Source organism: Enterobacter cloacae complex sp.6700776 (assembly GCF_048284255.1).
GTDB classification, from domain to species: Bacteria; Pseudomonadota; Gammaproteobacteria; order Enterobacterales; family Enterobacteriaceae; genus Enterobacter; species Enterobacter intestinihominis.
The window spans coordinates 20,718-46,662 of record NZ_JBLVYK010000011.1 but is presented as its reverse complement, the minus strand read 5'-3'; the positions used below and the strand labels follow the sequence as shown (position 1 = coordinate 46,662).

The 25,945-nt window shown below is 56.5% G+C and carries 22 protein-coding genes and 1 pseudogene; 13 read left to right on the top strand and 10 right to left on the bottom strand.

The window, feature by feature from the left end; genetic code table 11:
• The first annotated feature begins 106 nt into the window (after window positions 1–106).
• The 8 genes from rodZ to ACNQ0T_RS15930 all read left to right on the top strand — a co-directional run bounded on the left by rodZ (window position 107) and on the right by ACNQ0T_RS15930 (window position 9,145).
• A complete protein-coding gene (gene rodZ, locus ACNQ0T_RS15965) occupies window positions 107–1,117 on the top strand; it encodes a cytoskeleton protein RodZ (protein WP_336196162.1) in 1,011 nt (336 codons plus the stop codon).
• A 26-nt stretch (window positions 1,118–1,143) separates the two neighbouring features.
• Window positions 1,144–2,262: a flavodoxin-dependent (E)-4-hydroxy-3-methylbut-2-enyl-diphosphate synthase gene (gene ispG / locus ACNQ0T_RS15960; RefSeq protein ID WP_038416503.1), complete on the top strand. Its 1,119-nt coding sequence runs from the start codon at window positions 1,144–1,146 to the stop codon at window positions 2,260–2,262.
• Window positions 2,263–2,343: 81 nt separating this feature from the next.
• Window positions 2,344–3,618, top strand: coding sequence for a histidine--tRNA ligase (hisS, locus tag ACNQ0T_RS15955; protein ID WP_022649001.1), 1,275 nt, complete (start codon window positions 2,344–2,346; stop codon window positions 3,616–3,618).
• Window positions 3,619–3,631: 13 nt separating this feature from the next.
• On the top strand, window positions 3,632–4,252 hold the full coding sequence (locus tag ACNQ0T_RS15950) for a YfgM family protein (protein ID WP_032622338.1): 621 nt from the start codon (window positions 3,632–3,634) through the stop codon (window positions 4,250–4,252).
• Between the two features lie 10 nt (window positions 4,253–4,262).
• Window positions 4,263–5,441, top strand: coding sequence for an outer membrane protein assembly factor BamB (bamB, locus tag ACNQ0T_RS15945; protein ID WP_022648999.1), 1,179 nt, complete (start codon window positions 4,263–4,265; stop codon window positions 5,439–5,441).
• A 112-nt stretch (window positions 5,442–5,553) separates the two neighbouring features.
• Window positions 5,554–7,026 (top strand): ribosome biogenesis GTPase Der, encoded by a 1,473-nt coding sequence (gene der / locus ACNQ0T_RS15940; RefSeq protein WP_417930223.1) that lies wholly within the window; start codon window positions 5,554–5,556, stop codon window positions 7,024–7,026.
• Window positions 7,027–7,323: 297 nt separating this feature from the next.
• The gene (locus tag ACNQ0T_RS15935; RefSeq protein ID WP_023306697.1) at window positions 7,324–8,865 is read left to right on the top strand and encodes a peptide MFS transporter; all 1,542 of its coding nucleotides are present in this window, start codon (window positions 7,324–7,326) and stop codon (window positions 8,863–8,865) included.
• Between the two features lie 58 nt (window positions 8,866–8,923).
• Window positions 8,924–9,145, top strand: a complete 222-nt coding sequence (locus tag ACNQ0T_RS15930) for a zinc ribbon domain-containing protein (protein WP_023300707.1) — start codon at window positions 8,924–8,926, stop codon at window positions 9,143–9,145.
• Here ACNQ0T_RS15930 and ACNQ0T_RS15925 read toward each other — a convergent pair.
• Genes ACNQ0T_RS15925 through xseA form a run of 3 tightly spaced genes read right to left on the bottom strand, consistent with a single transcriptional unit; the run spans window position 9,142 to window position 11,943 of the window.
• Complete coding sequence (locus ACNQ0T_RS15925; protein ID WP_023300706.1) at window positions 9,142–9,492, bottom strand: protealysin inhibitor emfourin; 351 nt, start codon at window positions 9,490–9,492, stop codon at window positions 9,142–9,144. The genes ACNQ0T_RS15930 and ACNQ0T_RS15925 overlap by 4 nt on opposite strands.
• Window positions 9,492–10,511: a M4 family metallopeptidase gene (locus ACNQ0T_RS15920; protein WP_023306696.1), complete on the bottom strand. Its 1,020-nt coding sequence runs from the start codon at window positions 10,509–10,511 to the stop codon at window positions 9,492–9,494. Before ACNQ0T_RS15920 ends, ACNQ0T_RS15925 begins: the two co-directional genes overlap by 1 nt.
• Window positions 10,512–10,569: 58 nt before the next feature.
• A complete protein-coding gene (xseA, locus tag ACNQ0T_RS15915) occupies window positions 10,570–11,943 on the bottom strand; it encodes an exodeoxyribonuclease VII large subunit (protein WP_045621484.1) in 1,374 nt (457 codons plus the stop codon).
• A 159-nt stretch (window positions 11,944–12,102) separates the two neighbouring features.
• On the opposite strand from xseA, the gene guaB reads away from it, so the two are divergent.
• Together guaB and guaA are read left to right on the top strand one after the other, a co-directional pair.
• On the top strand, window positions 12,103–13,569 hold the full coding sequence (gene guaB / locus ACNQ0T_RS15910; RefSeq protein WP_003860601.1) for an IMP dehydrogenase: 1,467 nt from the start codon (window positions 12,103–12,105) through the stop codon (window positions 13,567–13,569).
• A 68-nt stretch (window positions 13,570–13,637) separates the two neighbouring features.
• The gene (guaA, locus tag ACNQ0T_RS15905; RefSeq protein ID WP_006811514.1) at window positions 13,638–15,215 is read left to right on the top strand and encodes a glutamine-hydrolyzing GMP synthase; all 1,578 of its coding nucleotides are present in this window, start codon (window positions 13,638–13,640) and stop codon (window positions 15,213–15,215) included.
• A 102-nt stretch (window positions 15,216–15,317) separates the two neighbouring features.
• Here guaA and ACNQ0T_RS15900 read toward each other — a convergent pair whose 3' ends face one another.
• Window positions 15,318–15,671 (bottom strand): helix-turn-helix domain-containing protein, encoded by a 354-nt coding sequence (locus ACNQ0T_RS15900; protein WP_006811509.1) that lies wholly within the window; start codon window positions 15,669–15,671, stop codon window positions 15,318–15,320.
• Window positions 15,672–16,005: 334 nt separating this feature from the next.
• Here ACNQ0T_RS15900 and ACNQ0T_RS15895 point away from each other — a divergent pair, with 334 nt between their 5' ends.
• Together ACNQ0T_RS15895 and oqxB are read left to right on the top strand one after the other, a co-directional pair.
• Window positions 16,006–17,181, top strand: coding sequence for an efflux RND transporter periplasmic adaptor subunit (locus ACNQ0T_RS15895; protein WP_417930222.1), 1,176 nt, complete (start codon window positions 16,006–16,008; stop codon window positions 17,179–17,181).
• Window positions 17,182–17,204: 23 nt separating this feature from the next.
• Window positions 17,205–20,357, top strand: a complete 3,153-nt coding sequence (gene oqxB, locus ACNQ0T_RS15890; RefSeq protein ID WP_045621480.1) for a multidrug efflux RND transporter permease subunit OqxB — start codon at window positions 17,205–17,207, stop codon at window positions 20,355–20,357.
• 66 nt (window positions 20,358–20,423) lie between these two features.
• Here oqxB and ACNQ0T_RS15885 read toward each other — a convergent pair whose 3' ends face one another.
• From ACNQ0T_RS15885 to ACNQ0T_RS15875, 3 genes are all read right to left on the bottom strand, one after another.
• Entirely contained in the window at window positions 20,424–20,903 is a 480-nt protein-coding gene (locus tag ACNQ0T_RS15885) for an RrF2 family transcriptional regulator (protein WP_417930221.1), read from the bottom strand.
• Window positions 20,904–21,070: 167 nt separating this feature from the next.
• Entirely contained in the window at window positions 21,071–22,459 is a 1,389-nt protein-coding gene (locus ACNQ0T_RS15880; protein ID WP_319854392.1) for a sensor histidine kinase, read from the bottom strand.
• Window positions 22,459–23,136, bottom strand: a complete 678-nt coding sequence (locus ACNQ0T_RS15875) for a response regulator (protein ID WP_038416495.1) — start codon at window positions 23,134–23,136, stop codon at window positions 22,459–22,461. Before ACNQ0T_RS15875 ends, ACNQ0T_RS15880 begins: the two co-directional genes overlap by 1 nt.
• Before the next feature lie 205 nt (window positions 23,137–23,341).
• Between ACNQ0T_RS15875 and ACNQ0T_RS15870 the strand changes: the two genes are divergently transcribed.
• A complete protein-coding gene (locus ACNQ0T_RS15870) occupies window positions 23,342–24,178 on the top strand; it encodes a MipA/OmpV family protein (RefSeq protein WP_045621476.1) in 837 nt (278 codons plus the stop codon).
• Window positions 24,179–24,308: 130 nt separating this feature from the next.
• On the opposite strand, the pseudogene ACNQ0T_RS15865 reads toward ACNQ0T_RS15870, so the two are convergent.
• The 3 genes and pseudogenes from ACNQ0T_RS15865 to ACNQ0T_RS15855 form a co-directional block, all read right to left on the bottom strand.
• A pseudogene (locus ACNQ0T_RS15865) lies at window positions 24,309–25,054 on the bottom strand (alpha/beta fold hydrolase).
• 10 nt (window positions 25,055–25,064) lie between these two features.
• The gene (locus ACNQ0T_RS15860; protein WP_045308561.1) at window positions 25,065–25,532 is read right to left on the bottom strand and encodes a DUF6130 family protein; all 468 of its coding nucleotides are present in this window, start codon (window positions 25,530–25,532) and stop codon (window positions 25,065–25,067) included.
• A 156-nt stretch (window positions 25,533–25,688) separates the two neighbouring features.
• A complete protein-coding gene (locus tag ACNQ0T_RS15855; RefSeq protein WP_017383512.1) occupies window positions 25,689–25,859 on the bottom strand; it encodes a YfgG family protein in 171 nt (56 codons plus the stop codon).
• Window positions 25,860–25,945 lie beyond the last annotated feature (86 nt).

Below are 25,945 nucleotides of genomic sequence, written 5' to 3'. Positions count from 1 at the left end.
TATACTGTTTGTTCCAGGTTAACTGACCTAAAGTTTCGCGGTGCGGGTGGCATTGTGACTCACCGGCACCTGAACCCTTATTTTCACGTACCAGTAGTTGTAGCGAATGAATACTGAAGCCACTCACGATCAAAATGCAGCACCCTCCACTGGCGTTCGTCTTCGCAACGCCCGTGAACAACTCGGACTCAGCCAGCAAGCCGTTGCAGAACGCCTGTGCCTGAAGGTTTCCACCGTTCGCGACATTGAAGAAGATAAGGCGCCCGCCGATCTGGCTTCAACGTTTCTGCGCGGTTATATCCGTTCTTACGCCAAACTGGTTCATATCCCTGAAGACGAATTACTGCCGATGATGGAGAAGCAGGCGCCTGTGCGTGCGGCAAAAGTTGCGCCGATGCAAAGCTTCTCTTTGGGTAAACGTCGTAAAAAACGCGATGGCTGGCTGATGAGCTTTACCTGGCTGGTCCTGTTCGTGGTTGTCGGCCTGACGGGCGCATGGTGGTGGCAAAACCACAAAGCGCAACAGGAAGAGATCACTACCATGGCCGATCAGTCCTCCGCTGAGCTTAATCAGTCTGGTACTAACGGCGCGCAAAGCGTGCCGCTGAGCACCGAAGGGGCTGCGACCTCGAGCGAACCTCAGGCGGCAGCAAGCAGCACGCCTGCAACCGAGCCAGCGGCGACGCCAGAATCGACGGCGAATACCGCACCGGCTACCCAGGCCCAGGATCAGAACGCGGTCGTATCACCTTCTCAGGCCAATGTTGATACCGCCCCTGCGGCAACGGCACCGGCAGATAACACCGCGGCGTCACTGCCAACTGACCCGGCGGGTACGGCGGCACCTGCCGTTGACCCGAATGCGCTGGTGATGAATTTCACGGCTGATTGCTGGCTGGAAGTGACTGACGCGACAGGTAAAAAGCTGTTCAGCGGCCTGCAACGTAAAGATGGCACGTTAAATCTAACGGGCCAGGCACCATACAAGCTTAAAATCGGCGCACCGGCAGCGGTACAGATCCAGTATCAAGGAAAACCTGTCGATCTGAGCCGCTTTATCAGAACTAACCAGGTTGCGCGTCTTACCGTTAATGCCGAACAATCAGCAGCACAGTAACAGACGGGCAATGCGGGAGATTTTACATGCATAACCAGGCTCCTATTCAACGTAGAAAATCGAAACGGATTTACGTTGGGAACGTGCCAATCGGCGATGGGGCGCCTATCGCCGTCCAGTCGATGACCAATACGCGTACTACGGATGTAGAAGCGACGGTTAATCAAATCAAAGCATTAGAACGCGTCGGCGCGGACATTGTTCGCGTCTCAGTGCCGACCATGGACGCCGCTGAGGCGTTCAAACTGATCAAGCAGCAGGTGAGCGTTCCGCTGGTTGCCGATATTCACTTCGATTACCGTATCGCGCTGAAAGTCGCTGAATACGGTGTCGATTGCCTGCGTATTAACCCAGGCAACATCGGTAACGAAGAACGCATTCGCATGGTTGTTGACTGCGCCCGCGACAAAAACATTCCAATCCGTATCGGCGTAAACGCTGGCTCTCTGGAAAAAGATCTCCAGGAAAAGTACGGTGAGCCGACGCCGCAGGCGCTGCTCGAATCCGCCATGCGTCACGTCGATCATCTGGATCGCCTTAACTTCGATCAGTTCAAAGTGAGCGTGAAAGCGTCTGACGTTTTCCTGGCCGTTGAATCGTATCGTCTGCTGGCAAAACAGATCGATCAGCCGCTACACCTTGGCATCACCGAGGCGGGTGGGCTGCGCAGCGGCTCAGTAAAATCGGCAATTGGTCTCGGCCTGCTGCTCTCTGAAGGCATCGGTGACACGTTACGCGTCTCCCTGGCCGCCGATCCGGTGGAAGAGATCAAAGTCGGTTTCGACATCCTGAAATCACTGCGTATCCGCGCGCGTGGGATCAACTTCATCGCCTGCCCAACCTGTTCACGTCAGGAGTTTGACGTGATCGGCACCGTCAATGCCCTGGAGGAGCGTCTGGAAGACATTATCACCCCGATGGACGTTTCCATCATCGGCTGCGTGGTGAACGGTCCGGGTGAAGCGCTGGTGTCCACGCTGGGCGTTACCGGCGGTAACAAGAAAAGTGGTCTCTATGAAGATGGCGTTCGTAAAGATCGTCTGGATAATAGTGATATGATCGACCAGCTTGAAGCCCGCATTCGCGCAAAAGCGACGATGATGGACGAAGCGCAGCGCATCAGCGTTCAGCAGGTTGAAAAATAACGTGATGGGAAGCAGGCTGCTTCCCATGTATGATTGAACCCATTCTTTGGGTTCTTTTTTGTATATAGAAAGAGAATAAACGTGGCAAAAAACATTCAAGCCATCCGCGGCATGAACGATTATCTGCCTGGCGAAACCGCCATCTGGCAGCGCATTGAAGGCACACTGAAGCAGGTGCTCGGCAGCTACGGTTACAGCGAAATTCGTTTGCCGATTGTAGAGCAGACCCCGTTATTCAAACGCGCGATCGGCGAAGTGACCGACGTGGTTGAAAAAGAGATGTATACCTTTGAGGACCGCAACGGCGACAGCCTGACCCTGCGTCCTGAGGGGACGGCGGGTTGCGTACGCGCCGGCATCGAACATGGTCTCCTGTACAATCAGGAGCAGCGCCTGTGGTATATCGGCCCGATGTTCCGCCACGAACGTCCGCAAAAAGGCCGCTACCGTCAGTTCAACCAGCTTGGCGTGGAAGTGTTTGGTCTGCAAGGACCAGATATCGATGCCGAACTGATTATGCTGACTGCCCGCTGGTGGCGTGCGCTCGGTATTTCTGAGCACGTTTCCCTGGAGCTGAACTCTATCGGTTCTCTGGAAGCGCGTGCGAACTATCGCGATGCGCTGGTGGCGTTCCTGGAACAACACAAAGAGAAGCTCGACGAAGACTGTAAACGTCGTATGTACAGCAACCCGCTGCGCGTACTCGATTCCAAAAATCCTGACGTACAGGCGCTGCTGAACGATGCGCCAGCGCTGGGTGACTACCTGGATGAGGATTCCCGCGAACACTTTGCTGGCCTGTGCAAGCTGCTTGAAGCGGCGGGCATTGCTTATACCGTTAACCAGCGTCTGGTGCGCGGTCTGGACTACTACAACCGCACCGTATTTGAGTGGGTCACCACCAGCCTCGGTTCGCAGGGCACCGTCTGTGCTGGCGGTCGTTATGACGGACTGGTCGAGCAACTGGGTGGTCGCGCAGCACCGGCTGTAGGCTTCGCGATGGGCCTTGAGCGACTTGTTTTGCTGGTTCAGGCAGTTAATCCGGAATTTAAAGCCGATCCTGTTGTCGATATATACCTGGTGGCCTCAGGTGCGGATACGCAGTCTGCGGCGATGCAGCTTGCCGAACGCGTGCGCGATGCGCTGCCGGACGTAAAGCTGATGACCAACCACGGCGGCGGCAACTTTAAAAAACAGTTTGCTCGTGCCGATAAGTGGGGCGCAAGTATTGCACTGGTGCTGGGTGAGTCCGAAGTGGCCAACGGCGAAGTGGTGGTTAAAGACCTGCGCTCTGGTGAGCAAACTACGGTAACGCAGGATGGCGTTGCGGCGCACTTGCGCACTCTATTGGGCTAAGGAGAAGGACTGCGTGGAAATGTACGAGAACGAACACGACCAGGTTGATGCGGTTAAACGCTTCTTTGCTGAAAACGGCAAGGCACTGGTTGTAGGGGTTATTTTAGGTGTTGGTGCGCTGGTTGGCTGGCGTTACTGGAACAATCATCAGGCTGACTCTGCTCGCGGTTCATCCCTGAACTACGAAAACACCGTTAGCGCAATCCGTGCCGATCAGCCGCAAACGCTGACGGCTGCGGAGAAATTTGCCGCTGACAACAAAAACACCTACGGTGCGCTGGCTGCGCTGGAAGTGGCTCAGCAGTATGTTGATAAAAACGAACTGGATAAAGCCGCTGCGCAACTGTCTCAGGGGCTTGCTGCTGCCAGTGACGAAAATCTGAAAGCGGTGATCAATCTGCGCCTGGCACGTATTCAGGTTCAGCAGAAAAAAGCCGACGACGCGCTGAAAACGCTTGATACCATCAAAGGTGATGGCTTTGCCGCTATTGTCGCCGATCTTCGCGGTGAAGCACTGCTGAGTAAGGGTGATAAAGCGGGCGCGCGTAAAGCGTGGCAAGCTGGCGTGGATAGTAAAGCTTCACCTGCGCTGAGCGAAATGATGCAGATGAAAATAAATAATTTGTCCGTCTGAGAGGGACCCAATGCAATTGCGTAAATTACTTCTGCCAGGACTGCTTTCTGTTACGTTATTGAGTGGTTGTTCACTGTTCAGTGGCGAAGAAGACGTTGTCAAAATGTCCCCGCTGCCGACGGTTGAAAACCAGTTCACTCCGTCCACCGCCTGGGACACCTCCGTGGGTGATGGTATTGGCGATTTTTATTCCAACCTGCACCCGGCATTTGCTGACGGCGTGGTCTATGCGGCCGATCGCAAAGGCACCGTTAAAGCGCTGAACGCTGATGACGGAAAAGAAGTGTGGTCCATTAACCTGGCGGAAAAAGACGGCTGGTTCTCCCGTAAACCTGCGCTGCTTTCTGGCGGCCTGACCGTTGCTGGCGGTCACGTGTATGTGGGCAGCGAAAAAGCGCAGGTTTACGCGCTGAATGCCAGCGACGGTTCGGTTGCATGGCAGACCAGCGTTGCCGGTGAATCCTTGTCACGTCCGGTTGTCAGCGACGGCCTGGTGTTGATCCATACCAGCAACGGCCAGTTGCAGGCGCTGAACGAAGCCGATGGTCTGGTAAAATGGACGGTTAACCTGGATATGCCAGCGCTGTCTCTGCGTGGTGAATCTGCTCCGGCGACTGCATTTGGCGCCGCCATTGTGGGTGGTGACAACGGTCGTGTCAGCGCAGTACTGATGCAGCAGGGTCAGATGATCTGGCAGCAGCGTATTTCCCAGGCGACCGGTTCAACTGAAATCGACCGTCTGAGTGACGTGGACACCACGCCGGTCATCGTTGACGGTGTGGTTTACGCGCTGGCGTATAACGGCAACCTGACGGCGCTGGACCTGCGTAGCGGCCAGATCATGTGGAAACGTGAGCTGGGTTCCGTGAACGATTTCATTGTCGACGGCAACCGTATTTATATGGTGGATCAGAACGACCGTCTGCTGGCGCTGAGCACCGAAGGTGGCGTGACGCTGTGGACGCAGAGCGATCTGCTGCACCGTCTGCTGACCGCACCGGCACTGTATAACGGCAGCCTGGTGGTGGGCGACAGTGAAGGCTATATGCACTGGATCGATCCAGAGAATGGCCGCTTCGTGGCGCAGCAGAAAGTGGACGGCTCAGGCTTCCTGACCGACCCGGTTGTGGCTGACGGTAAACTGCTGATTCAGGCAAAAGACGGCACGCTGTACGCGATCACGCGTTAATTACACGGCGGTTGTAGTATACTAAACGGCTCCTGTTCACTCAGGAGCCGTTTTGACATTTTTAAAAACGCTGCGAAAGCGACGTTATTTTGAATTTTATGAGGCTTCAAACATGGTACCTGTGGTCGCGCTTGTCGGGCGCCCTAACGTTGGAAAATCCACTCTTTTTAACCGTTTAACACGCACCCGTGATGCGCTGGTTGCGGATTTCCCGGGGCTGACGCGTGACCGTAAGTACGGTCGTGCAGAGGTGGAAGGACGCGAGTTCATCTGTATCGATACCGGGGGTATTGACGGTACGGAAGACGGCGTAGAAACCCGCATGGCAGAGCAATCTCTGCTGGCTATCGAAGAAGCGGATGTGGTTCTGTTTATGGTGGATGCGCGCGCTGGCCTGATGCCCGCGGACTCCGCTATCGCTAAACATCTGCGTTCACGCGAAAAGCCAACCTTCCTGGTGGCGAACAAAACTGACGGCATTGATGCCGATCAGGCCGTTGCGGATTTCTGGTCTTTAGGTCTGGGTGATATTTATCCTATCGCGGCCTCGCATGGCCGTGGCGTCACCAGCCTGCTGGAAACCGTTCTGCTGCCGTGGGTTGATGAAGTAAACCCGCCGGAAGAGGTGGACGAAGACGCCGAATACTGGGCACAGTTTGAAGCCGGAGAGGAAGGCGAGGAAGAGCCGGAAGATGACTTCAACCCGCAGGATCTGCCGATTAAGCTGGCTATCGTTGGTCGCCCAAACGTAGGTAAGTCTACGCTTACTAACCGTATTCTGGGCGAAGAGCGCGTGGTGGTTTACGACATGCCAGGCACAACGCGCGACAGCATTTACATTCCAATGCAGCGCGATGAACGTGAGTACGTACTTATCGACACTGCAGGGGTGCGTAAGCGCGGGAAAATCACTGATGTAGTGGAAAAATTCTCGGTGATCAAAACCCTTCAGGCGATTGAAGACGCCAACGTGGTGCTGCTGGTTATTGACGCACGTGAAGGTATCTCCGATCAGGATCTCTCTCTGCTCGGCTTTATCCTTAATAGTGGGCGCTCACTGGTTATCGTCGTCAACAAGTGGGATGGCCTGAGCAATGAAGTACGCGAACAGGTGAAAGAGATGCTGGACTTCCGTCTGGGCTTTATCGACTTTGCCCGCGTTCACTTCATCTCTGCCCTGCACGGCAGCGGCGTAGGCAACCTGTTCGAATCCGTTCGTGAAGCCTATGACAGCTCTACCCGCCGCCAGAGCACGGCGATGCTGACCCGTATCATGAACATGGCAGCAGAAGATCACCAGCCGCCGCTGGTGCGTGGCCGTCGCGTGAAGCTGAAATATGCCCACGCCGGGGGGTATAACCCGCCTATCGTGGTGATCCACGGTAACCAGGTGAAAGACCTGCCGGACTCCTACAAACGCTACCTGATGAACTACTTCCGTAAGTCGCTGGACGTGATGGGTACGCCTATCCGTATTCAGTTCAAGGAAGGGGAAAACCCGTTTGCGAATAAACGTAATACCCTGACGCCGAACCAGATGCGTAAGCGTAAGCGTTTGATTAAGCACATTAAGAAAAGCAAATAATTCTTACCGAACTCACTAAAACCCGCGCCTGTCGCGGGTTTTTTCGCTCATTCAAAAGGCCTGCCTTCCCTTTGTGATGTCAATCACTATTCGCTTTTAACCATGTTTATATCTAAGAAAGTAGACAATCGTCGAATTTTCATCTTAAAGTCCAGGGTTCGGTACTAGACAAAACTAGCGCCTGGTTATCAAATGGTTAACCAATATTTCGCCGCATGTAAAAAATCGATCGGATACGTAACCGTTCGGCGTACATGCTGGTGTTTACAAGCACGACACATACCTTTCGGGAGAATTATGCAATCCTCTGTTAATCAAAAAGAGAGCCGAACCTTCTTCGGCCATCCTTATCCGCTCGGTTCGCTGTTCTTCACCGAGATGTGGGAGCGTTTCTCGTTTTACGGTATTCGCCCGCTATTGATCCTGTTTATGGCCGCCACCGTGTACGACGGGGGGATGGGCCTGGCGCGTGAAAACGCCTCGGCGATTGTCGGCATCTTCGCGGGCACCATGTACCTCGCCGCACTGCCGGGCGGCTGGCTGGCGGATAACTGGCTCGGCCAGCAGCGGGCCGTCTGGTACGGTTCGATTTTGATTGCGCTTGGGCACCTGTCGATTGCCCTGTCGGCCATTATGGGCGACAACCTGTTCTTCATCGGCCTGATGTTCATCGTGCTCGGCTCCGGCCTGTTCAAGACCTGTATCTCGGTCATGGTCGGTACCCTCTACAAAAAGGGCGATGCGCGTCGTGACGGCGGTTTCTCGCTGTTCTATATGGGCATCAACATGGGCTCGTTCATTGCTCCTCTGATTTCCGGCTGGCTGATTAAAACCCACGGCTGGCACTGGGGCTTTGGTATCGGCGGTATCGGGATGCTGGTCGCCCTGATTATCTTCCGCGTGTTTGCCGTTCCGGCCATGAAGCGCTACGACAGCGAAGTCGGTCTGGACTCCACCTGGAACAGTCCAGTAGTGAAACGTAACGGCGTGGGTGCCTGGCTGCTGGCGCTGGCTGTGGGTGTTGCAATCATCGTCACGTTGATTGCCCAGGGCGTGATTGTGATTAATCCGGTCGCGGTGGCCAGCGTGCTGGTATATGTGATTGCCGCCTCCGTCGCGCTCTACTTCATCTACCTGTTCATCTTCGCCGGGCTGAATCGCAAAGAGCGCGCAAGGCTGCTGGTATGCTTTATTCTGCTGGTCTCCGCCGCGTTCTTCTGGTCCGCGTTCGAGCAGAAGCCAACCTCTTTCAACCTGTTCGCCAACGACTACACTAACCGCATGATCGGTGATTTTGAGATCCCGGCGGTGTGGTTCCAGTCGATTAATGCCCTGTTTATCATTCTGCTGGCACCGGTATTTAGCTGGGCATGGCCGAAGCTGGCGAGCAATAATATTCGCCCGAGCAGTATCACCAAGTTCGTGATCGGTATTTTGTGCGCGGCGGCGGGCTTCGGCCTGATGATGCTGGCGGCACAGAACGTGCTGAGCAACGGTGGAGCAGGGGTTTCTCCGTTCTGGCTGGTGGGCAGTATCCTGATGCTGACGCTCGGGGAACTGTGCCTGAGTCCGATTGGTCTGGCAACCATGACCCTGCTGGCGCCGGAAAGAATGCGCGGTCAGATGATGGGCCTGTGGTTCTGCGCCAGTGCGCTGGGTAACCTGGCTGCGGGCCTGATTGGTGGTCACGTGAAGGCCGACCAGCTGGATATGCTGCCAGACCTCTTTGCCCGTTGCTCCATCGCGCTGTTGATTTGTGCTGCGGTGCTGATCGTCCTCATTGTTCCGGTGCGTCGCATGCTGGAAAATGTGCAGACAAAACCGGCTACCGAAGCCTGATACTATTCAGCCTGCCGGGGCAGTTATCCAGCCCCGGCCCACCTCAACAGGAGAGAGCATGTCGATAACCTGTCCGGATTGCCACGCAGCGCTCGAGCCGCAAAACGGTATCGCGCACTGCGACAGTTGCAATAACGATATTCCCCTCGAAGCGCGCTGCCCTGATTGCCATCAACCGCTTCAGGTACTCAAGGCCTGCGGTGCGGTGGATTACTTTTGCCAGAACGGCCACGGTCTTATCTCTAAAAAACGCGTGGAGTTTGTTCGGGCTGAAGGTTAATCGCACACGCAGCCTTCACCTTTCTGCCACAGTTCCACCAGCGACTCGGGTGCTTCCTGCTCGGGTACCAGCACGATGATATCGGCGTAGTGCGCCTGATTTTGGCCGGTCCAGATAATCTGGATGCGGAAATAGCGCTGGTCACCTCTGCCGGGGGAAGAGGCTTGCCCGGGCGGCTGGCCGCGCGGGAAAGCCTGCTCCAGAATGCTCACCAGGCGCTGGCGCTGGGCCTCATTAAGCGAGGAGAGCGCAATGGTGCGCTGGCCGCTCAGCTTAGGGATAAAAGCGACGCCGCCTTCCCGGGCCAGCTCAACCACGGCGTCATCCGTCAGTTCCGGAACCTGCATTACAGCACTCCTACCTGTTCCCAGGCTTGTTTTATAGCCGCCCCAACGTCGCTACCGGAGCGTTTCTCGCCGTGCGCTATCGTCAGTTTTGCAAAGGCATCAAAATCCGCATCCTGCGCCAGGTTGCGATCGCAAACCGTGTCGTACCAGGCATAACCCGCTTTTTCCCAGGCGTAGCCACCGATCGCCGTTGCGGCCAGGTAAAACGCGCGGTTGGGGATACCGGAGTTAAGGTGTACGCCGCCGTTATCCTCGCGCGTTTTGATGAAATCTTTCATATGCCCGGGCTGCGGATCTTTACCGAGCAGCGGATCGTTATAGGCCGTGCCGGGTTCAGACATGGAGCGAAGCCCTTTCCCGTTGATGCCCTCCGCCAGCAGCCCTTCACCAATCAGCCAGTCTGCTTTATCGGCGGTTTGCTTAAGATGGTATTGCTTCACCAGCGAACCGAACACGTCGGATAACGACTCATTCAGCGCGCCCGATTGTTCAAAGTAGATGAGTCCGGCTTCGGTCTCCGTCACGCCGTGGCTAAGCTCATGCGCTACCACGTCGATGGCAATGGTAAAGCGGTTGAAGATTTCCCCGTCGCCATCGCCAAAGACCATCTGCTGGCCGTTCCAGAAGGCGTTTTGATACTCACGGCCATAGTGCACGGTGCCGGTGAGGATCAGCCCTTTGTTATCGAGCGAATCGCGCTGATATTCTTTCCAGAAGAAATCATGGGTAATACCCAGATAATCGTACGCTTCATCCACCGCCACATCTCCGTTGGAGGGCTGGCCTTCATAGCGTACCTGGGTACCCGGCAGCTCCTGGGTCTGTTTCGCATCGTAGATGTCACGCTCAAGCTGACCGGCTTTATTCACATGCGGCGCGGCGGGTTTGCCCGGCATATGGGCCATCAGCGTCTGGACGTGGGTTAAGGTCTGACGGGCGCAGCGCTGCTGCGGCTCAGAACCGCTTTCGATAATACGGCGAAGAATATACGGAGGGATGACGCTATGTAGATGGGGCATGCTGCTCTCCTTATTAAAAAAGGCAATAGCAGCAGTATAGTTTGTAACCGGCGAAGATTTATCCGCTTTTACGCTGACGCGTTTTTTTCACCGGTTTGATCTCTTTCACTTCACTCTCGACCCAGCCGTCAGAAAGCCGGGTGGTGAGCACATCCCCTGCTTTAACCTGCTTCGTCTGCTTCAGCACTTTGCCGTCCGTCGCGGTGGTCACGCTATAGCCGCGGGCCAGCGTGGAGAGTGGGCTGACGGCTTCCAGATGGGTGACCGCATTGCCAAAACGCTCGCGGGTGGCGCTCAGGCGTGAGCGGATATTTTCCGCGAGGCGGAACTCAAGCTGCTGGATCCGCGTTTGTGCGCGATAAATCTTTGGCTGCGGATTCTGCTGGTTCAGACGCTGAGTCGTGCGCTGCTGGCGCGATATCGCTTTCTTAAGCTGGTTATCCAGCGCGAAGTTCATCCGCTGACGCAGACGCTCCAGTACGGTTTGCTGACGCGCCAGACGCAATTGCGGATGCTGCTGTTGCAGACGATGATGAAGCTGGGTAAAGCGGCGGGTACGGTTGGCGAGGAAGTAGTCCATCGCCATCTCCAGGCGCTGCTGCCCGTTCTGGATCTGGCGCAGCAGCTCCTGCTGATTACGGCTGACCACCTCTGCCGCCGCGGACGGCGTGGGCGCGCGTAAATCCGCGACAAAATCGGCTATCGTCACATCCGTTTCATGGCCGACGGCGCTCACCACAGGGATAAGGCTGGCAAAGATTGCCCGCGCCACGCGCTCGTCGTTAAAGCTCCACAGGTCTTCCAGCGAGCCGCCGCCGCGCCCGACGATCAGGACATCGCACTCCTGACGCGCATTCGCCAGCTCAATCGCGCGCACGATCTGCCCCGGCGCATCGTCACCCTGAACGGCAGTTGGGTAGATAATGACGGGCAGGGAAGGGTCACGGCGCTTCAGGACGTGCAAAATATCGTGCAGCGCCGCGCCGGTTTTCGAGGTGATAACTCCAACACAGTGGGCAGGTGAGGGCAGGGGCTTTTTAAACTGCTGGTCAAACAATCCCTCAGCCGAAAGCATGGCTTTTAACTGCTCGTACTTCTGTTGCAGCAAGCCTTCACCGGCGGGCTGCATGCTCTCGACGATAATCTGATAATCGCCGCGCGGCTCATACAGGGTAATGTTGGCGCGAACCAGAACCTGCTGGCCATGCTGAGGGCGGAACGTCACGCGACGATTGCTGTTGCGGAACATCGCGCAGCGCACCTGAGCGGTGTCGTCTTTTAGCGTAAAGTACCAGTGACCGGAAGCAGGCTGCGTGAAGTTAGAGATTTCACCGCTGATCCAGACCTGTCCCATTTCCTGCTCAAGCAGCAAACGCACCGTCTGATTAAGGCGGCTGACAGTATAAATTGAGGGGGATTGAGAGGATAACATGTGAGCGGGATCAAATTCTAAATCAGCAAGTTATTCAGTCGATAGTAACCTGCTGAGAGGCGATCGCAAGCATTTTTTTCAAAAAAGTGTAGATGCAATCGGTTACGCTCTGTATAATGCCACGGCAATATTTAACCACCCAGGTCAGAGATATTGCCCATGCTACGTATCGCTAAAGAAGCACTGACGTTTGACGACGTCCTCCTCGTTCCCGCTCATTCCACCGTTCTGCCGAATACTGCCGACCTCAGCACGCAGTTGACGAAAACCATTCGTCTGAACATTCCTATGCTCTCCGCAGCAATGGACACCGTGACTGAAGCGCGTCTGGCTATCGCTTTGGCACAGGAAGGCGGCATTGGCTTTATCCACAAAAACATGTCTATCGAGCGTCAGGCGGAAGAAGTTCGCCGCGTGAAGAAACATGAATCCGGTATCGTGTCCGATCCTCAGACCGTTCTGCCAACCACCACCCTGCACGAAGTGAAAGCGCTAACCGAGCGTAACGGCTTTGCAGGTTACCCGGTTGTGACCGAAGACAACGAGCTGGTGGGCATCATCACCGGTCGTGATGTGCGTTTCGTGACTGACCTGAACCAGCCTGTCAGCGTCTATATGACGCCAAAAGAGCGCCTGGTGACCGTTCGCGAAGGCGAAACCCGCGACGTGGTGCTGGCGAAAATGCACGAAAAACGCGTTGAGAAAGCGCTGGTTGTGGATGCGAACTTCCACCTGCGTGGCATGATCACCGTTAAAGATTTCCAGAAAGCAGAACGTAAACCGAACGCCTGTAAAGACGAGCATGGCCGTCTGCGCGTCGGCGCTGCGGTTGGCGCGGGCGCAGGTAACGAAGAGCGCGTTGACGCGCTGGTTGCCGCGGGCGTTGACGTGCTGCTGATTGACTCCTCACATGGCCACTCCGAAGGCGTTCTGCAACGTATTCGTGAAACCCGTGCTAAATACCCGGATCTCCAGATCATCGGCGGTAACGTGGCTACGGGCGCAGGTGCTCGCGCGCTGGCGGAAGCCGGTTGCAGCGCGGTGAAAGTGGGTATCGGCCCTGGCTCTATCTGTACTACCCGTATCGTCACCGGCGTGGGCGTTCCGCAGATCACCGCGGTGTCTGACGCGGTTGAAGCGCTGGAAGGCACCGGTATTCCGGTTATCGCGGACGGCGGTATCCGCTTCTCTGGCGACATCGCCAAAGCGATCGCCGCAGGTGCCGCAGCCGTGATGGTGGGCTCCATGCTGGCCGGTACCGAAGAATCCCCGGGCGAAATCGAACTCTACCAGGGCCGTTCTTACAAATCCTACCGCGGTATGGGCTCCTTGGGCGCGATGTCCAAAGGTTCCTCCGACCGTTACTTCCAGACCGATAACGCCGCTGACAAACTGGTACCGGAAGGCATCGAAGGCCGCGTGGCCTATAAAGGCCGTCTGAAAGAGATCATCCACCAGCAGATGGGCGGCCTGCGTTCCTGTATGGGACTGACCGGCTGTGGTACCATTGACCTGCTGCGTACCAAAGCGGAATTCGTACGCATCAGCGGTGCGGGTATCCAGGAGAGCCACGTGCACGACGTGACGATCACCAAAGAGTCCCCGAACTACCGTCTGGGATCATGATTTTCTTCGCCCGACCTCGTGTCGGGCGATTTATTTAATCTGTTTCACTTGCCTCGGAATTAGCGTCAATGACGGAAAACATTCATAAACATCGCATCCTCATCCTCGATTTTGGTTCTCAGTACACTCAACTGGTGGCGCGTCGCGTGCGTGAGCTGGGCGTATACTGTGAGCTGTGGGCGTGGGATGTCACGGAAGCACAGATTCGCGAGTTCAATCCAAGCGGCATCATCCTGTCCGGCGGCCCGGAGAGCACCACCGAAGAGAACAGCCCGCGCGCGCCGCAGTACGTATTCGAAGCTGGCGTACCGGTGTTCGGCGTGTGCTACGGCATGCAGACTATGGCGATGCAGCTGGGCGGCCACGTAGAAGGCTCTAACGAGCGTGAGTTCGGCTACGCGCAGGTTGAAGTCGTCACCGACAGCGCGCTGGTGCGCGGTATCGAAGACTCCCTGACCGCAGACGGCAAACCGCTGCTGGACGTGTGGATGAGCCACGGCGACAAAGTCACCGCTATCCCGTCGGACTTCGTGACCGTAGCCAGCACCGAAAGCTGCCCGTTCGCGATTATGGCGAACGAAGAAAAACGCTTCTACGGCGTGCAGTTCCACCCGGAAGTGACTCACACCCGTCAGGGTATGCGCATGCTGGAGCGCTTCGTGCGTGATATCTGCCAGTGTGAAGCCCTGTGGACCCCGGCAAAAATCATCGACGACGCCGTGGAGCGTATCCGCCAGCAGGTTGGTGATGACAAAGTGATCCTCGGCCTCTCCGGCGGCGTGGACTCCTCCGTGACCGCGATGCTGCTGCACCGCGCCATCGGCAAAAACCTGACCTGCGTCTTCGTGGACAACGGCCTGCTGCGTCTGAACGAAGCCCAGCAGGTCATGGACATGTTCGGCGACCACTTCGGTCTGAACATCGTTCACGTGGAAGGCGAGCAGCGCTTCCTGGACGCGCTGAAAGGCGAGAACGATCCGGAAGCGAAACGTAAAATCATCGGCCGCGTATTCGTGGAAGTGTTCGACGAAGAAGCGCTGAAGCTGGAAGACGTGAAATGGCTGGCGCAGGGCACTATCTACCCTGACGTGATCGAATCCGCCGCCTCCGCAACCGGTAAAGCACACGTCATCAAATCTCACCACAACGTGGGCGGCCTGCCGAAAGAGATGAAGATGGGCCTGGTTGAACCACTGCGTGAGCTATTCAAAGACGAAGTGCGTAAGATCGGTCTGGAGCTGGGGCTGCCGTACGACATGCTCTACCGTCACCCATTCCCGGGCCCGGGCCTCGGTGTACGCGTGCTGGGCGAAGTGAAGAAAGAGTACTGCGACCTGCTGCGTCGCGCGGACGCGATCTTCATTGAAGAGCTGCACAAGGCTGACCTGTACAACAAGGTAAGCCAGGCGTTCACCGTGTTCCTGCCGGTTCGCTCCGTCGGCGTGATGGGCGATGGCCGCAAGTACGACTGGGTTGTCTCCCTGCGTGCGGTTGAAACCATCGACTTCATGACCGCGCACTGGGCGCACCTGCCGTATGACTTCTTAGGCCGCGTGTCTAACCGCATCATCAACGAAGTGAACGGCATTTCCCGCGTGGTGTATGACATCAGCGGCAAGCCACCGGCGACGATCGAGTGGGAGTAAGCCCATAACCTTTCCTGCGAAGTTATAAGCAGGTAAGACTGATAAAACCCTCTGTTTACAGAGGGTTTTTCTTTTGTAACTGATATCCGAACGGGACGTGAATTATTGGCTCATCTGTCGGGATCCACGGCAGCCGATACTGCGTCGCCATGCCCCTGGCGCCTGACCATACTGACGCTTAAAGCTGCGGTTGAAGGACTGCTGAGAGTCAAAGCCCAGCGCGATCGCCACGTTCAGAATCGGTTCATCGCTTTGGGCTAAGCGCTCAACCGATTTTTGCAGCTTTTGCGCGCGAATATATTCGGCGAGAGGGGAGCCGGTATGTTCTTTGAAGATCCGCTGGAGATGCCATTTCGAATAGCCGGCTCGCCTGGAGACGGTTTCAATGTCCAGGCGGCTATCAAGGTTGTTGTCGATCCAGTCGAGCAAATCGTGAATGAATGCACCCGTGTTCATCTTGCTTCCCCCTACGCCACGCATTAAAAGCATCTTTGTTTGTTGCACTTAAAGGTGGCCCGTTTTGATATTAATTGCAAGTTTTATTGTTACATTTAAATCCCTTCTCAAAACCCGTGATTTACTTTCGCGGCAAATAGCACATAAAGTGCAACAATTATTCTTGCACTTAATTAAGCGCCTTCCTACAATCGCCGCGATAGTGTATTCGCAACTGTTACAGTTTTGTGGCGATGAACGACACAAATGGCCTTAAGCCAGACCGGACAAAGGAAGTGGCGCGGCGCCTCCCGCTGCGTCTTGCCCGGCGGCTACAATAACCGGAATAAAAATAATGAGCCTGCAAAAAACCTGGGGTTACTTTCATCTGAGCGCGACGGGGGTGGTTTTACTCTCCGTGCTTCTCGTCGGGTGCGATGACAGCGTCGCGCAAAATGCCGCACCGCAAGCGCCCGTCGTCAGCGCAGCTGACGTGGTGGTGAAATCCATTAGCCAGTGGGACAGCTTTAACGGTCGCATTGAAGCGGTGGAAAGCGTTCAGCTGCGCCCACGCGTCTCCGGCTACATTGATAAAGTGAATTACACCGACGGCCAGGAGGTGAAAAAGGGCGAGGTGCTGTTCACGATTGATGACCGAACCTATCGCGCGGCGCTGGAACAGGCGCAGGCGAACCTGGCGAGAGCCAAAACGCAGGCCAGCCTGGCGCGAAGCGAGGCTAACCGTACTGATAAATTAGTCAATACCAACGTGGTATCCCGTGAAGAGTGGGAGCAGCGCCGTTCCGCCGCTACCCAGGCGCAGGCCGATATTCGCGCGGCGCAGGCGGCGGTTGATGCCGCGCAGCTCAACCTCGACTTCACCAAAGTGACCGCGCCTATCGACGGTCGCGCCAGCCGGGCGCTGATCACCAGCGGTAACCTGGTGACTGCGGGTGACAGCGCCAGCGTGCTCACCACCCTGGTCTCACAGAAGACGGTTTACGTCTACTTCGACGTGGACGAGTCCACCTATCTTCACTATCAGAACCTGGCCCGCAGCGGGCAGGGGGCGTCCAGTCACCACACGGCGCTGCCGGTGGAGATTGGTCTGACGGGTGAGGAGGGCTATCCCCATCAGGGCAAAGTGGATTTCCTGGATAACCAGCTCACGCCGAGTACCGGTACAATCCGCATGCGCGCGCTGCTGGATAACTCACAGCGTCAGTTCACGCCGGGACTCTTCGCACGCGTGCGCCTGCCGGGCAGTGCGGAATTTAAAGCCACGCTTGTTGACGATAAGGCGGTGCTGACCGATCAGGATCGTAAGTATGTTTATGTCGTTGATAAAGACGGGAAAGCGCAGCGCCGCGATATTACGCCGGGGCGTCTGGCCGACGGTTTACGTATCGTACAGCAGGGGCTGAATCCCGGGGATAAAGTCATCGTCGATGGTTTACAAAAAGTGTTTATGCCGGGTATGCCGGTTAACGCGAAAACCGTTGCCATGACCGCCAGCGCCGCCCTCAACTGATCCCTTACCTGAGAATCCAATCCATGGACTTTTCCCGTTTTTTCATCGACAGGCCGATTTTTGCCGCCGTACTGTCGATTCTGATTTTTATCACAGGATTAATCGCCATCCCGCTGCTGCCGGTGAGCGAATATCCTGATGTCGTGCCGCCAAGCGTGCAGGTGCGCGCCGAGTACCCGGGCGCTAACCCGAAAGTGATTGCCGAAACCGTGGCGACGCCGCTGGAAGAGGCGATCAACGGCGTTGAAAACATGATGTACATGAAATCCGTCGCGGGCTCCGATGGCGTGCTGGTGACTACCGTCACCTTCCGTCCGGGTACCGACCCGGATCAGGCGCAGGTACAGGTGCAAAACCGCGTTGCACAGGCCGAGGCGCGTCTGCCGGAAGACGTTCGGCGTCTGGGCATCACGACTCAGAAACAGTCGCCAACGCTGACGCTGGTGGTGCATCTCTTTTCGCCTGGCGGTAAGTACGATTCACTGTATATGCGTAACTACGCCACGCTGAAGGTGAAGGACGAGCTGGCGCGTCTGCCCGGCGTGGGTCAGATCCAGATTTTCGGCTCGGGTGAATACGCGATGCGCGTCTGGCTGGATCCAAACAAGGTGGCGGCGCGCGGACTGACGGCCTCGGACGTGGTGACGGCGATGCAGGAGCAAAACGTACAGGTATCCGCCGGGCAGCTTGGCGCCGAGCCGCTGCCGAAAGAGAGCGATTTCCTGATCTCCATTAACGCCCAGGGCCGTCTGCATACCGAAGAAGAGTTTGGCAATATTGTCCTGAAAACAACGCAGGACGGTACGGTCGTCCGCCTGCGCGACGTGGCGCGTATCGAGATGGGTTCCGGCAGCTATGCGCTGCGCTCCCAGCTGAACAATAAAGACGCGGTCGGGATTGGTATCTTCCAGTCGCCGGGGGCAAACGCCATCGATCTGTCTAACGCGGTGCGCGCCAAAATGGACGAACTGTCCACCCGTTTCCCGGACGATATGAAGTGGGCGGCACCTTACGACCCAACGGTATTTGTGCGCGACTCGATCCGTGCGGTTGTACAAACGCTGCTGGAAGCGGTGGTGCTGGTCGTGCTGGTGGTGATCCTGTTCCTGCAAACCTGGCGCGCGTCGATCATCCCGCTGATCGCGGTGCCGGTATCGGTGGTGGGTACCTTCAGCATTCTTTACCTGCTGGGCTTCTCGCTGAATACCCTGAGCCTGTTCGGGCTGGTGCTGGCCATCGGTATCGTGGTGGATGATGCCATCGTGGTGGTGGAGAACGTCGAGCGAAATATCGAAGAGGGGCTCGCCCCGCTTGCGGCGGCGCATCAGGCGATGCGTGAAGTGTCCGGGCCGATTATCGCCATTGCGCTGGTGCTGTGTGCAGTGTTTGTGCCGATGGCGTTCCTCTCTGGCGTGACCGGCCAGTTCTACAAACAGTTTGCGGTAACGATAGCCATTTCCACGGTGATCTCCGCGATCAACTCGCTGACGCTTTCTCCGGCGCTGGCCGCGCTGCTGTTGAAGCCGCATGGTGCCCCGAAAGATTTCCCGACCCGGCTTATCGATCGTCTGTTCGGCTGGATTTTCCGTCCGTTTAACCGCTTTTTCCATCGCAGCTCGACCGGCTATCAGGGACTGGTAGGGAAAACGCTTGGCCGACGCGGTGCAGTGTTTGCGGTTTATTTGCTGCTGCTTTGTGCCGCGGGTGTGATGTTTAAAGTCGTACCCGGCGGGTTTATTCCGACGCAGGATAAGCTGTACCTGATCGGCGGCGTGAAAATGCCGGAAGGCTCGTCGCTGGCGCGTACCGATGCGGTGATCCGCAAAATGAGCGAGATCGGGATGAATACCGAAGGTGTGGATTATGCGGTCGCGTTTCCTGGCCTGAACGCGCTCCAGTTCACCAATACGCCGAACACCGGGACGGTCTTCTTTGGCCTGAAGCCGTTCGACCAGCGTAAACATAGTGCGGCGGAAATTAACGCGGAGATCAATGCGAAAATCGCTCAAATCCAGCAGGGCTTTGGCTTCTCGATTCTGCCGCCGCCGATTTTAGGGCTGGGTCAAGGGTCGGGTTATTCGCTGTACATTCAGGATCGTGCTGGTCTGGGCTATGGCGCGCTGCAAAACGCGGTGAACACCATGTCCGGGGCGATTATGCAGACGCCGGGGATGCATTTCCCAATCTCAACCTACCAGGCTAACGTTCCGCAGCTGGATGTGCAGGTTGACCGTGATAAAGCGAAAGCGCAGGGCGTATCGCTTACCGATCTTTTCGGCACGCTGCAAACCTATCTGGGCTCGTCATATGTAAACGACTTTAACCAGTTTGGACGGACCTGGCGCGTAATGGCACAGGCCGACGGGCAGTTCCGCGACAGCGTGGAAGATATCGCGAATTTACGCACACGCAATGACCAGGGCGAAATGGTGCCGATTGGCAGTATGGTGAAAATCACGACCACCTACGGGCCGGACCCGGTGATCCGCTACAATGGTTACCCGGCGGCGGATCTTATTGGTGATGCTGACCCGCGGGTGCTCTCTTCCGCGCAGGCGATGACGCAGCTGGACGCCATGTCTAAGCAGATCCTGCCGAACGGGATGAATATTGAATGGACGGACCTGAGTTTCCAGCAGGCCACCCAGGGCAATACGGCGCTGATCGTCTTCCCGGTCGCGGTGCTGCTGGCGTTCCTGGTGCTGGCGGCGCTGTATGAAAGCTGGACGCTGCCGCTGGCGGTGATCCTTATCGTTCCGATGACGATGCTCTCCGCGCTGTTCGGCGTCTGGCTGACCGGGGGCGATAACAACGTCTTCGTGCAGGTGGGGTTGGTCGTGCTGATGGGGCTGGCCTGTAAAAACGCGATACTCATCGTGGAGTTTGCCCGCGAGCTGGAAATTCAGGGCAAAGGCATCATGGAGGCTGCGCTGGAGGCGTGCCGCCTGCGTTTACGCCCGATTGTAATGACCTCTATCGCCTTTATTGCCGGGACCATTCCACTGATCCTAGGTCACGGGGCAGGGGCAGAAGTCCGCGGCGTCACCGGGATCACCGTCTTCTCCGGGATGCTGGGCGTGACGCTGTTTGGTCTGTTCCTGACGCCGGTCTTTTACGTGACGCTGCGTAAGTTCGTGACGCGCGGCAAAGCGGAAAGAGAGGTGTTGCCTGCGTAGGACGTAGCAGATAACAAAAAGCCGCCTTCATTGTGAAGGCGGCTTTTTTTTCGCAATCCGTCAGGATTAAGGCGCTTTTTTATGCTGCGTACAGAGTTCCGGCACCGGATCGCACCCGCTGGTATCGGCTTTTTTCACCTCTTCCAGCGCGCTGGCGACGGTATGGCGCGCTAAAACCGCTAACGAAGCCTGCTCCGCTTCATCAGCGATTGATTTGAAGTACCAGCAGGCGTTGGCGCTGACCACACAGCGGGCCGGGACGTCAGGACGGGACGCCCACAGCTTTTTATCTTCAGTGACGGAAAGGTAGATATCACGCAGGGTGATCTCTTCAGCCGGGCGGCCAAGGTGAATAGAGCCGTTGCGGCCAAGCGTGGAGACGATAATGCCGTCGCGGGCGAGAGGAACCATTAATTTGCGGATAAAGCTCGGATTCGCTTCCAGGCCGTAAGCCAGGATTGCACTCGTCGAACGTTCACACGATTGCTCCGCCATCGCTACGCTGAGAACCATCTGCAAAGCTGTCGGGAAGCGGTAATCTAACATTTTTCTGTCCTGGGTTGCGGTGAATCTTGTTCTTTTTGGCACCGCAGAGGTGAATAATTAGTAAGTAACAATATAACAAATACGGTAATTTTATTGAAGCAATCTGCGGCATACGTGAAGTAACGCTGCGCTGACACATGTCAGGACGTGTAGCGCCGGGTTTACGTTCATGCGAACGCCGGATTCGGGAAATCAACGGTCACCATAAGACCACCTTCGGCTGACGTACTCAGATTGACCCTGCCGTTGTGTTGCTGCGTAACGGCTTTGACGATGGCAAGCCCCAGTCCACTCCCGCTTTGGGTCTGATTAGGATCCCGGAAAAATCTGTCGAACACGCGCTCCCGCAGTTCAACCGGGATACCGGGGCCCGCGTCTGAGACGCGCAGCTGAGCGGACGTATCACGCGATTGCAGTTGTACCTCAATGCGTCCACCCTCAGGGCTGTACTTCACGGCATTCTCAATTAAATTGTCGATCAGCGACACCAGACGTTCCCGAATGCCTGCGACATGGATTTCATCGTCGGCGAAGAATTCAAACTCAATCCCGCGTGCCGATGCCAGCGGCTCCAGTGCGGCCATTCGCTCCTGAATAAGCGTTGTCAGCGGCACTGGCTCCATTTCCGTGTCGATGTGCGCTTCGCTGTGCTTCATCAGCAGAAGCTGATTGACGAGACGAGCAGCACGGCTATTGCTGCGAACAATGCCTGCAAGCAGCTCCTGCTGGCTTTCGCTGATGACCCAGGACTGAAGCGCCTCGACGTTGATTCGCATCGCGGCCAGCGGCGTACGCAGCTCGTGCGCGGCATCGGCAATAAACACCCTTTCCCTTTCGGCGCTTTCCCGCACCCTGGCGAGAAAGTCATTAATCGCGTCCACCGTCTGGCGCAGCTCCCTGTGCCTGGGAACGGCTTTTAAGGGAGAGAGATCGTCTGGCGTGCGCAATGAAATTTCATTCACTACCCTGTTCCAGGGGCGCATCGCGATGCGGATTGACAGCCACGCGGGAAACAGAAGAAAAGGGATGCATACCAGCAGCGGCATGACGTAATAGCCGCGCGAGTTCAGGTAGATAAAGAAATTCCAGCTGCCAGCCGGGGTGAAAAGGGTGACTTCAACGTCGGAGCGCGCGGATTTGAGCGTGCGGCTCGTCCAGGTGTGGTCTCCGGTCCGGACGCGCTGCATTTCCCCCAGACGGCTATTTTTCACCTCCGTTGGCGCGCCACGCGAAGAAAAAATAATCTCATTATGCTTGCGAACGATCAGGTTGATAGCGAGTTCCGGATCTTCACCGCCGCCATAACCCTCCCGCAGCGCCTTGCTGAACGCGGCCAGCACCTCATTACGCGCCTGCGGCCTATCCTCCATGCTCTCAACAAGGGAAAAAAGGGTTTCGTAAGTCTCACTGCCCGTGAGTATTGGAGGGCTGCGCAGGTCCTCCAGCAAAATGAAGGTTAAAAAGAAACACCAGAGCAACGTAAGCAGCAGCATCTGGGCGACCAGCATTCGCCTGACCAGCGTAGGGAGCCTGAGGCGGTACCAAAAATTACGCATCAACCTGCCGCCTTCTGAACCGGTACGGTATCAATGACGTACCCTACGCCCCGCACCGTTCGCACAAAGCCATCGCCAATTTTTCGCCGCAGGTTACCCATATGCACGTCGAGCGCGTTGCTGAGATTTTCTTTCGTGCCGAATATCCTCTCTTCCAGATACCGCCGCGTAAGCACGCGATCGGCGCGCAGCATTAACGTTTCAAGCAGCGCATATTCGCTTGCCGTCAGCTCAACGTGGCGTGCGCTCACCGTTACGCGACGCGTCGGAATATGAAGCGACAAACCGCGAATTTCTATTGCCTCATTTTCAAAACCGTAACTGCGTCGCGCAAGGGCTCTCACGCGTGCCAGCAGCTCGGCGAGAACAAAAGGTTTGACCAGATAGTCGTCCGCGCCCGCGTCCAGCCCGCACAGGCGGTCCTGCAGCGTGCCTCGCGCCGTCAGGATAATGACGGGGATCCCCCGGAGCTGCTGACGCAGACGCGTCATCAGGCTCATGCCATCGCCATCGGGCAGCCCCAGGTCGAGCAGGATAAGCTCCGGCACGCAGAGCTCAAGCTGATGCAGCGCATCCTCTTTCCGGCGTACCCATATGACATCAAATCCTTGATCTGCAAGGGCGAAACGTACGCCGTTGCCGAGATCCAGGTCGTCTTCAATTAGTAGAATTTTCACAAAGGTAACGGTATCAGCAGTGGATGAAGAACAGCTTAAGAAAAAAACGGTATCAGGAAATCATTCAGCTTTACAGAACCAGCACGTGCTTCAGCGTTTCTTCATTTTCGGCTCATAAGAACCTTAGGGAGGGTATTCAGAATGAGCGCGCTGGCGTTTAACACCGCCTGAATCGTAACCATCTGAATCCAAAAGGGCTTCTTTAATGAGAAACTGCAAACTGCGTCACAGGTTCCCCCGTTCACTCATCGGTCGCAGCGTGAAAAGCATCCTGTCGGGGGCCGTCCTGGCGTTACTGGCTACCCCGGCGCTGGCGGCCGGGCAGCGCCAGGGCAACGTTTTAACCCTGGGGGGCGGCGTGGATGTTGCGCCACGCTATTCCGGTTCGGATAAGAGCCGCGTTACTGCGGCTCAGGTGGTTGATTACGCGATGGCAAATGGGTTCTTTATCAGTACCACCCGCGGGCTCGGCTACGGCAACCGCGTTGGCAACCTGGATTACAGCGCTGCGCTGAGCTATCGCGCAGGACGTAAGGATCGCGACGTAAGCAGCGATTCAATCGCCTCCGGCAGCGACTACCTGCGGGGGATGGGTGACATCAAAGGCTCGGTCGTCGTTGTGCCGGGGCTGGGGTACAGGATAACTGACTGGCTTAACGTGCAGCTGCAGGCTGAGGTCCCGGTTTCGGAAAGAGACAACGGTGAGGCTGTGCACTTTGGCATTGCCAGCCCGCTCTACACCTCTCCTGAAAACTCGGTGACGCTGGCGCTGACCGGCAGCTGGGGATCCAGCAAGTACATGCAAACGTACTACGGGGTCAGCGCCGCCCAGTCGGCCGCATCGGGATTTGCCCGACATGATGCCGGATCGGGCATATACGCCTATTCGCTGAACCTGGACTGGACCCATAAGCTCACCTCCCGCTGGAGCCTGCTTGCCGCAGCTGGCGTTACGCAGCTGACGGGAGAGGCGGGCGATAGCCCCATTGTTCAGCGAAAAACGTCTCCTGTGGGAAGTTTGAAGGTGACGTATAGCTTCTGATGGTTCAGTGAGGGCGAAGGCGCGTTTGTGACAAAACCGCACGTAACCCCGTTACAGGAGCCGGAAGTACATAAAGCCCGTAGGATGGCGTGGCCCGAAGTCGGACCGTTCATCATGCGGGCTTTTTTTATCACTGTTGACCCGATAACGCCTGTTCAATCGTACGGGTAACAACGTCCGGCTGGCTGACCATCGATACATGGCTTGCCGCAACCTCCGTGGTGTTGGCGTTGATTTTCTTCGCCATTGCGCGCTCAAGCTCAGGATTGATCATCCGGTCATTTTTGCTGACCACATACCAGCTCGGTTTGTCATGCCAGGCGGCATGCGCGACTTTCTCCCCAAACGCATTGGCCTTAATGGGGCTCTGCGTCGCGGCAATCACGCTGCGCTCAACGTCCTTCACGTCAGGGGCAAAATTCTCGCTGACCGCTTTTGTCGGCAGATATAAATACCCCTCTGCCGTTTTAGCGAGGCTGGCGCTCCCTGGCGGATCAGGGAAGCTATTTGCCAGTTCTGCCGTCGACTGGCCGGAATCCGGCGCAAAAGCGGCAACGTAAACCAGTGACTTCAGCGGGCATTGTTTCCCGCCTCGCTGATTACCGTCCCGCCCCAGGAGTGACCGACCAGCACCACATCCCCATGAGCCCGGGCAATAGCACGCTGCGTGGCGGCGACATCATCTTTCAGAGACGTGAGCGGAAGTTGTACCGCAATGACCTCGGTATGGTGTTTTTGCAGCCGGGTGATCACCTTATTCCAGCTGCTCCCGTCGGCAAACGCCCCGTGCACCAGCACCACGCTGGCTTTCGTCTCTGCCAGCGCGCTGGTGGAAACCGCCAGCAGCGCCGCTGTTAATACAGACAATGCTTTCATAACAGGCTCCTTAAAAGTGATGAACCGCCGCGTGGGGCGGTACGGTGAATTCAACGGTTTTATGGTCGATGGGCTTATGCGTCGGGTCGGCAACGATGATGGTTACCTTGTGTTTCCCGGCGGGCAGCCCGACCAGGATCACCGGCTCGCCGCTGGTATCAGCCCAGTGCCAGGGCGCGTCATCCACCACTACGTGAATATGGCCGATACGCGGAGTGACTTTCAGCGCGTCGGGTCCAAATACAGGTTCAATGCGCAGGTTTTCGACGCGGTACTGAATAAAGACCGCACCTTTACTCAGCGGTCCCGCCAGCGGTGGGTCGACGATCAGTTTTGCTGGCGGCTGGGGTTTTTCCTGCGGCGCTACGGCGGCCGGGCCATTAACATCACCGGCGCTCAGGCCATCCAACGGTGCGGCCAGTGCGCCAGCAAAGGACGTCAGCGCAAATACAGGAAGCAGGAAATATCGACGAATCATCGGTGTCTCTCCTCATCAGTTTATTATGGCGAGGGACACAGAAGACCATTTTTATGTATCGGGGATGTTTGCTTTTGCGGGTGTTTTGTACCGGTTTGTCAGCGTAGCGCTCGGGATACAGTGCGATACAGTTTGTCTGCCTGGAGCGAACACGCTTTAGCGCTCGGGCGAATCCACTACAAGACCTGATTGCTGCGACTGAATTTTGTCCTGATGGTGATACCAGGCGCCAATGGAGGAATAAACAAAGCGGCCAAAGAAAAACAGGAAACTGATGAGCAGTATGATGCGGGTCATCCGGGTGTTAAATCGATGTCGTTTTCGCATACGCGTAGCCTGACTCACTTTCTTTTCCTGAGTATACCCTTTTGGGCGATACGGCTATTAAGGCACAGCCGCAAGTCGGGGTCAAT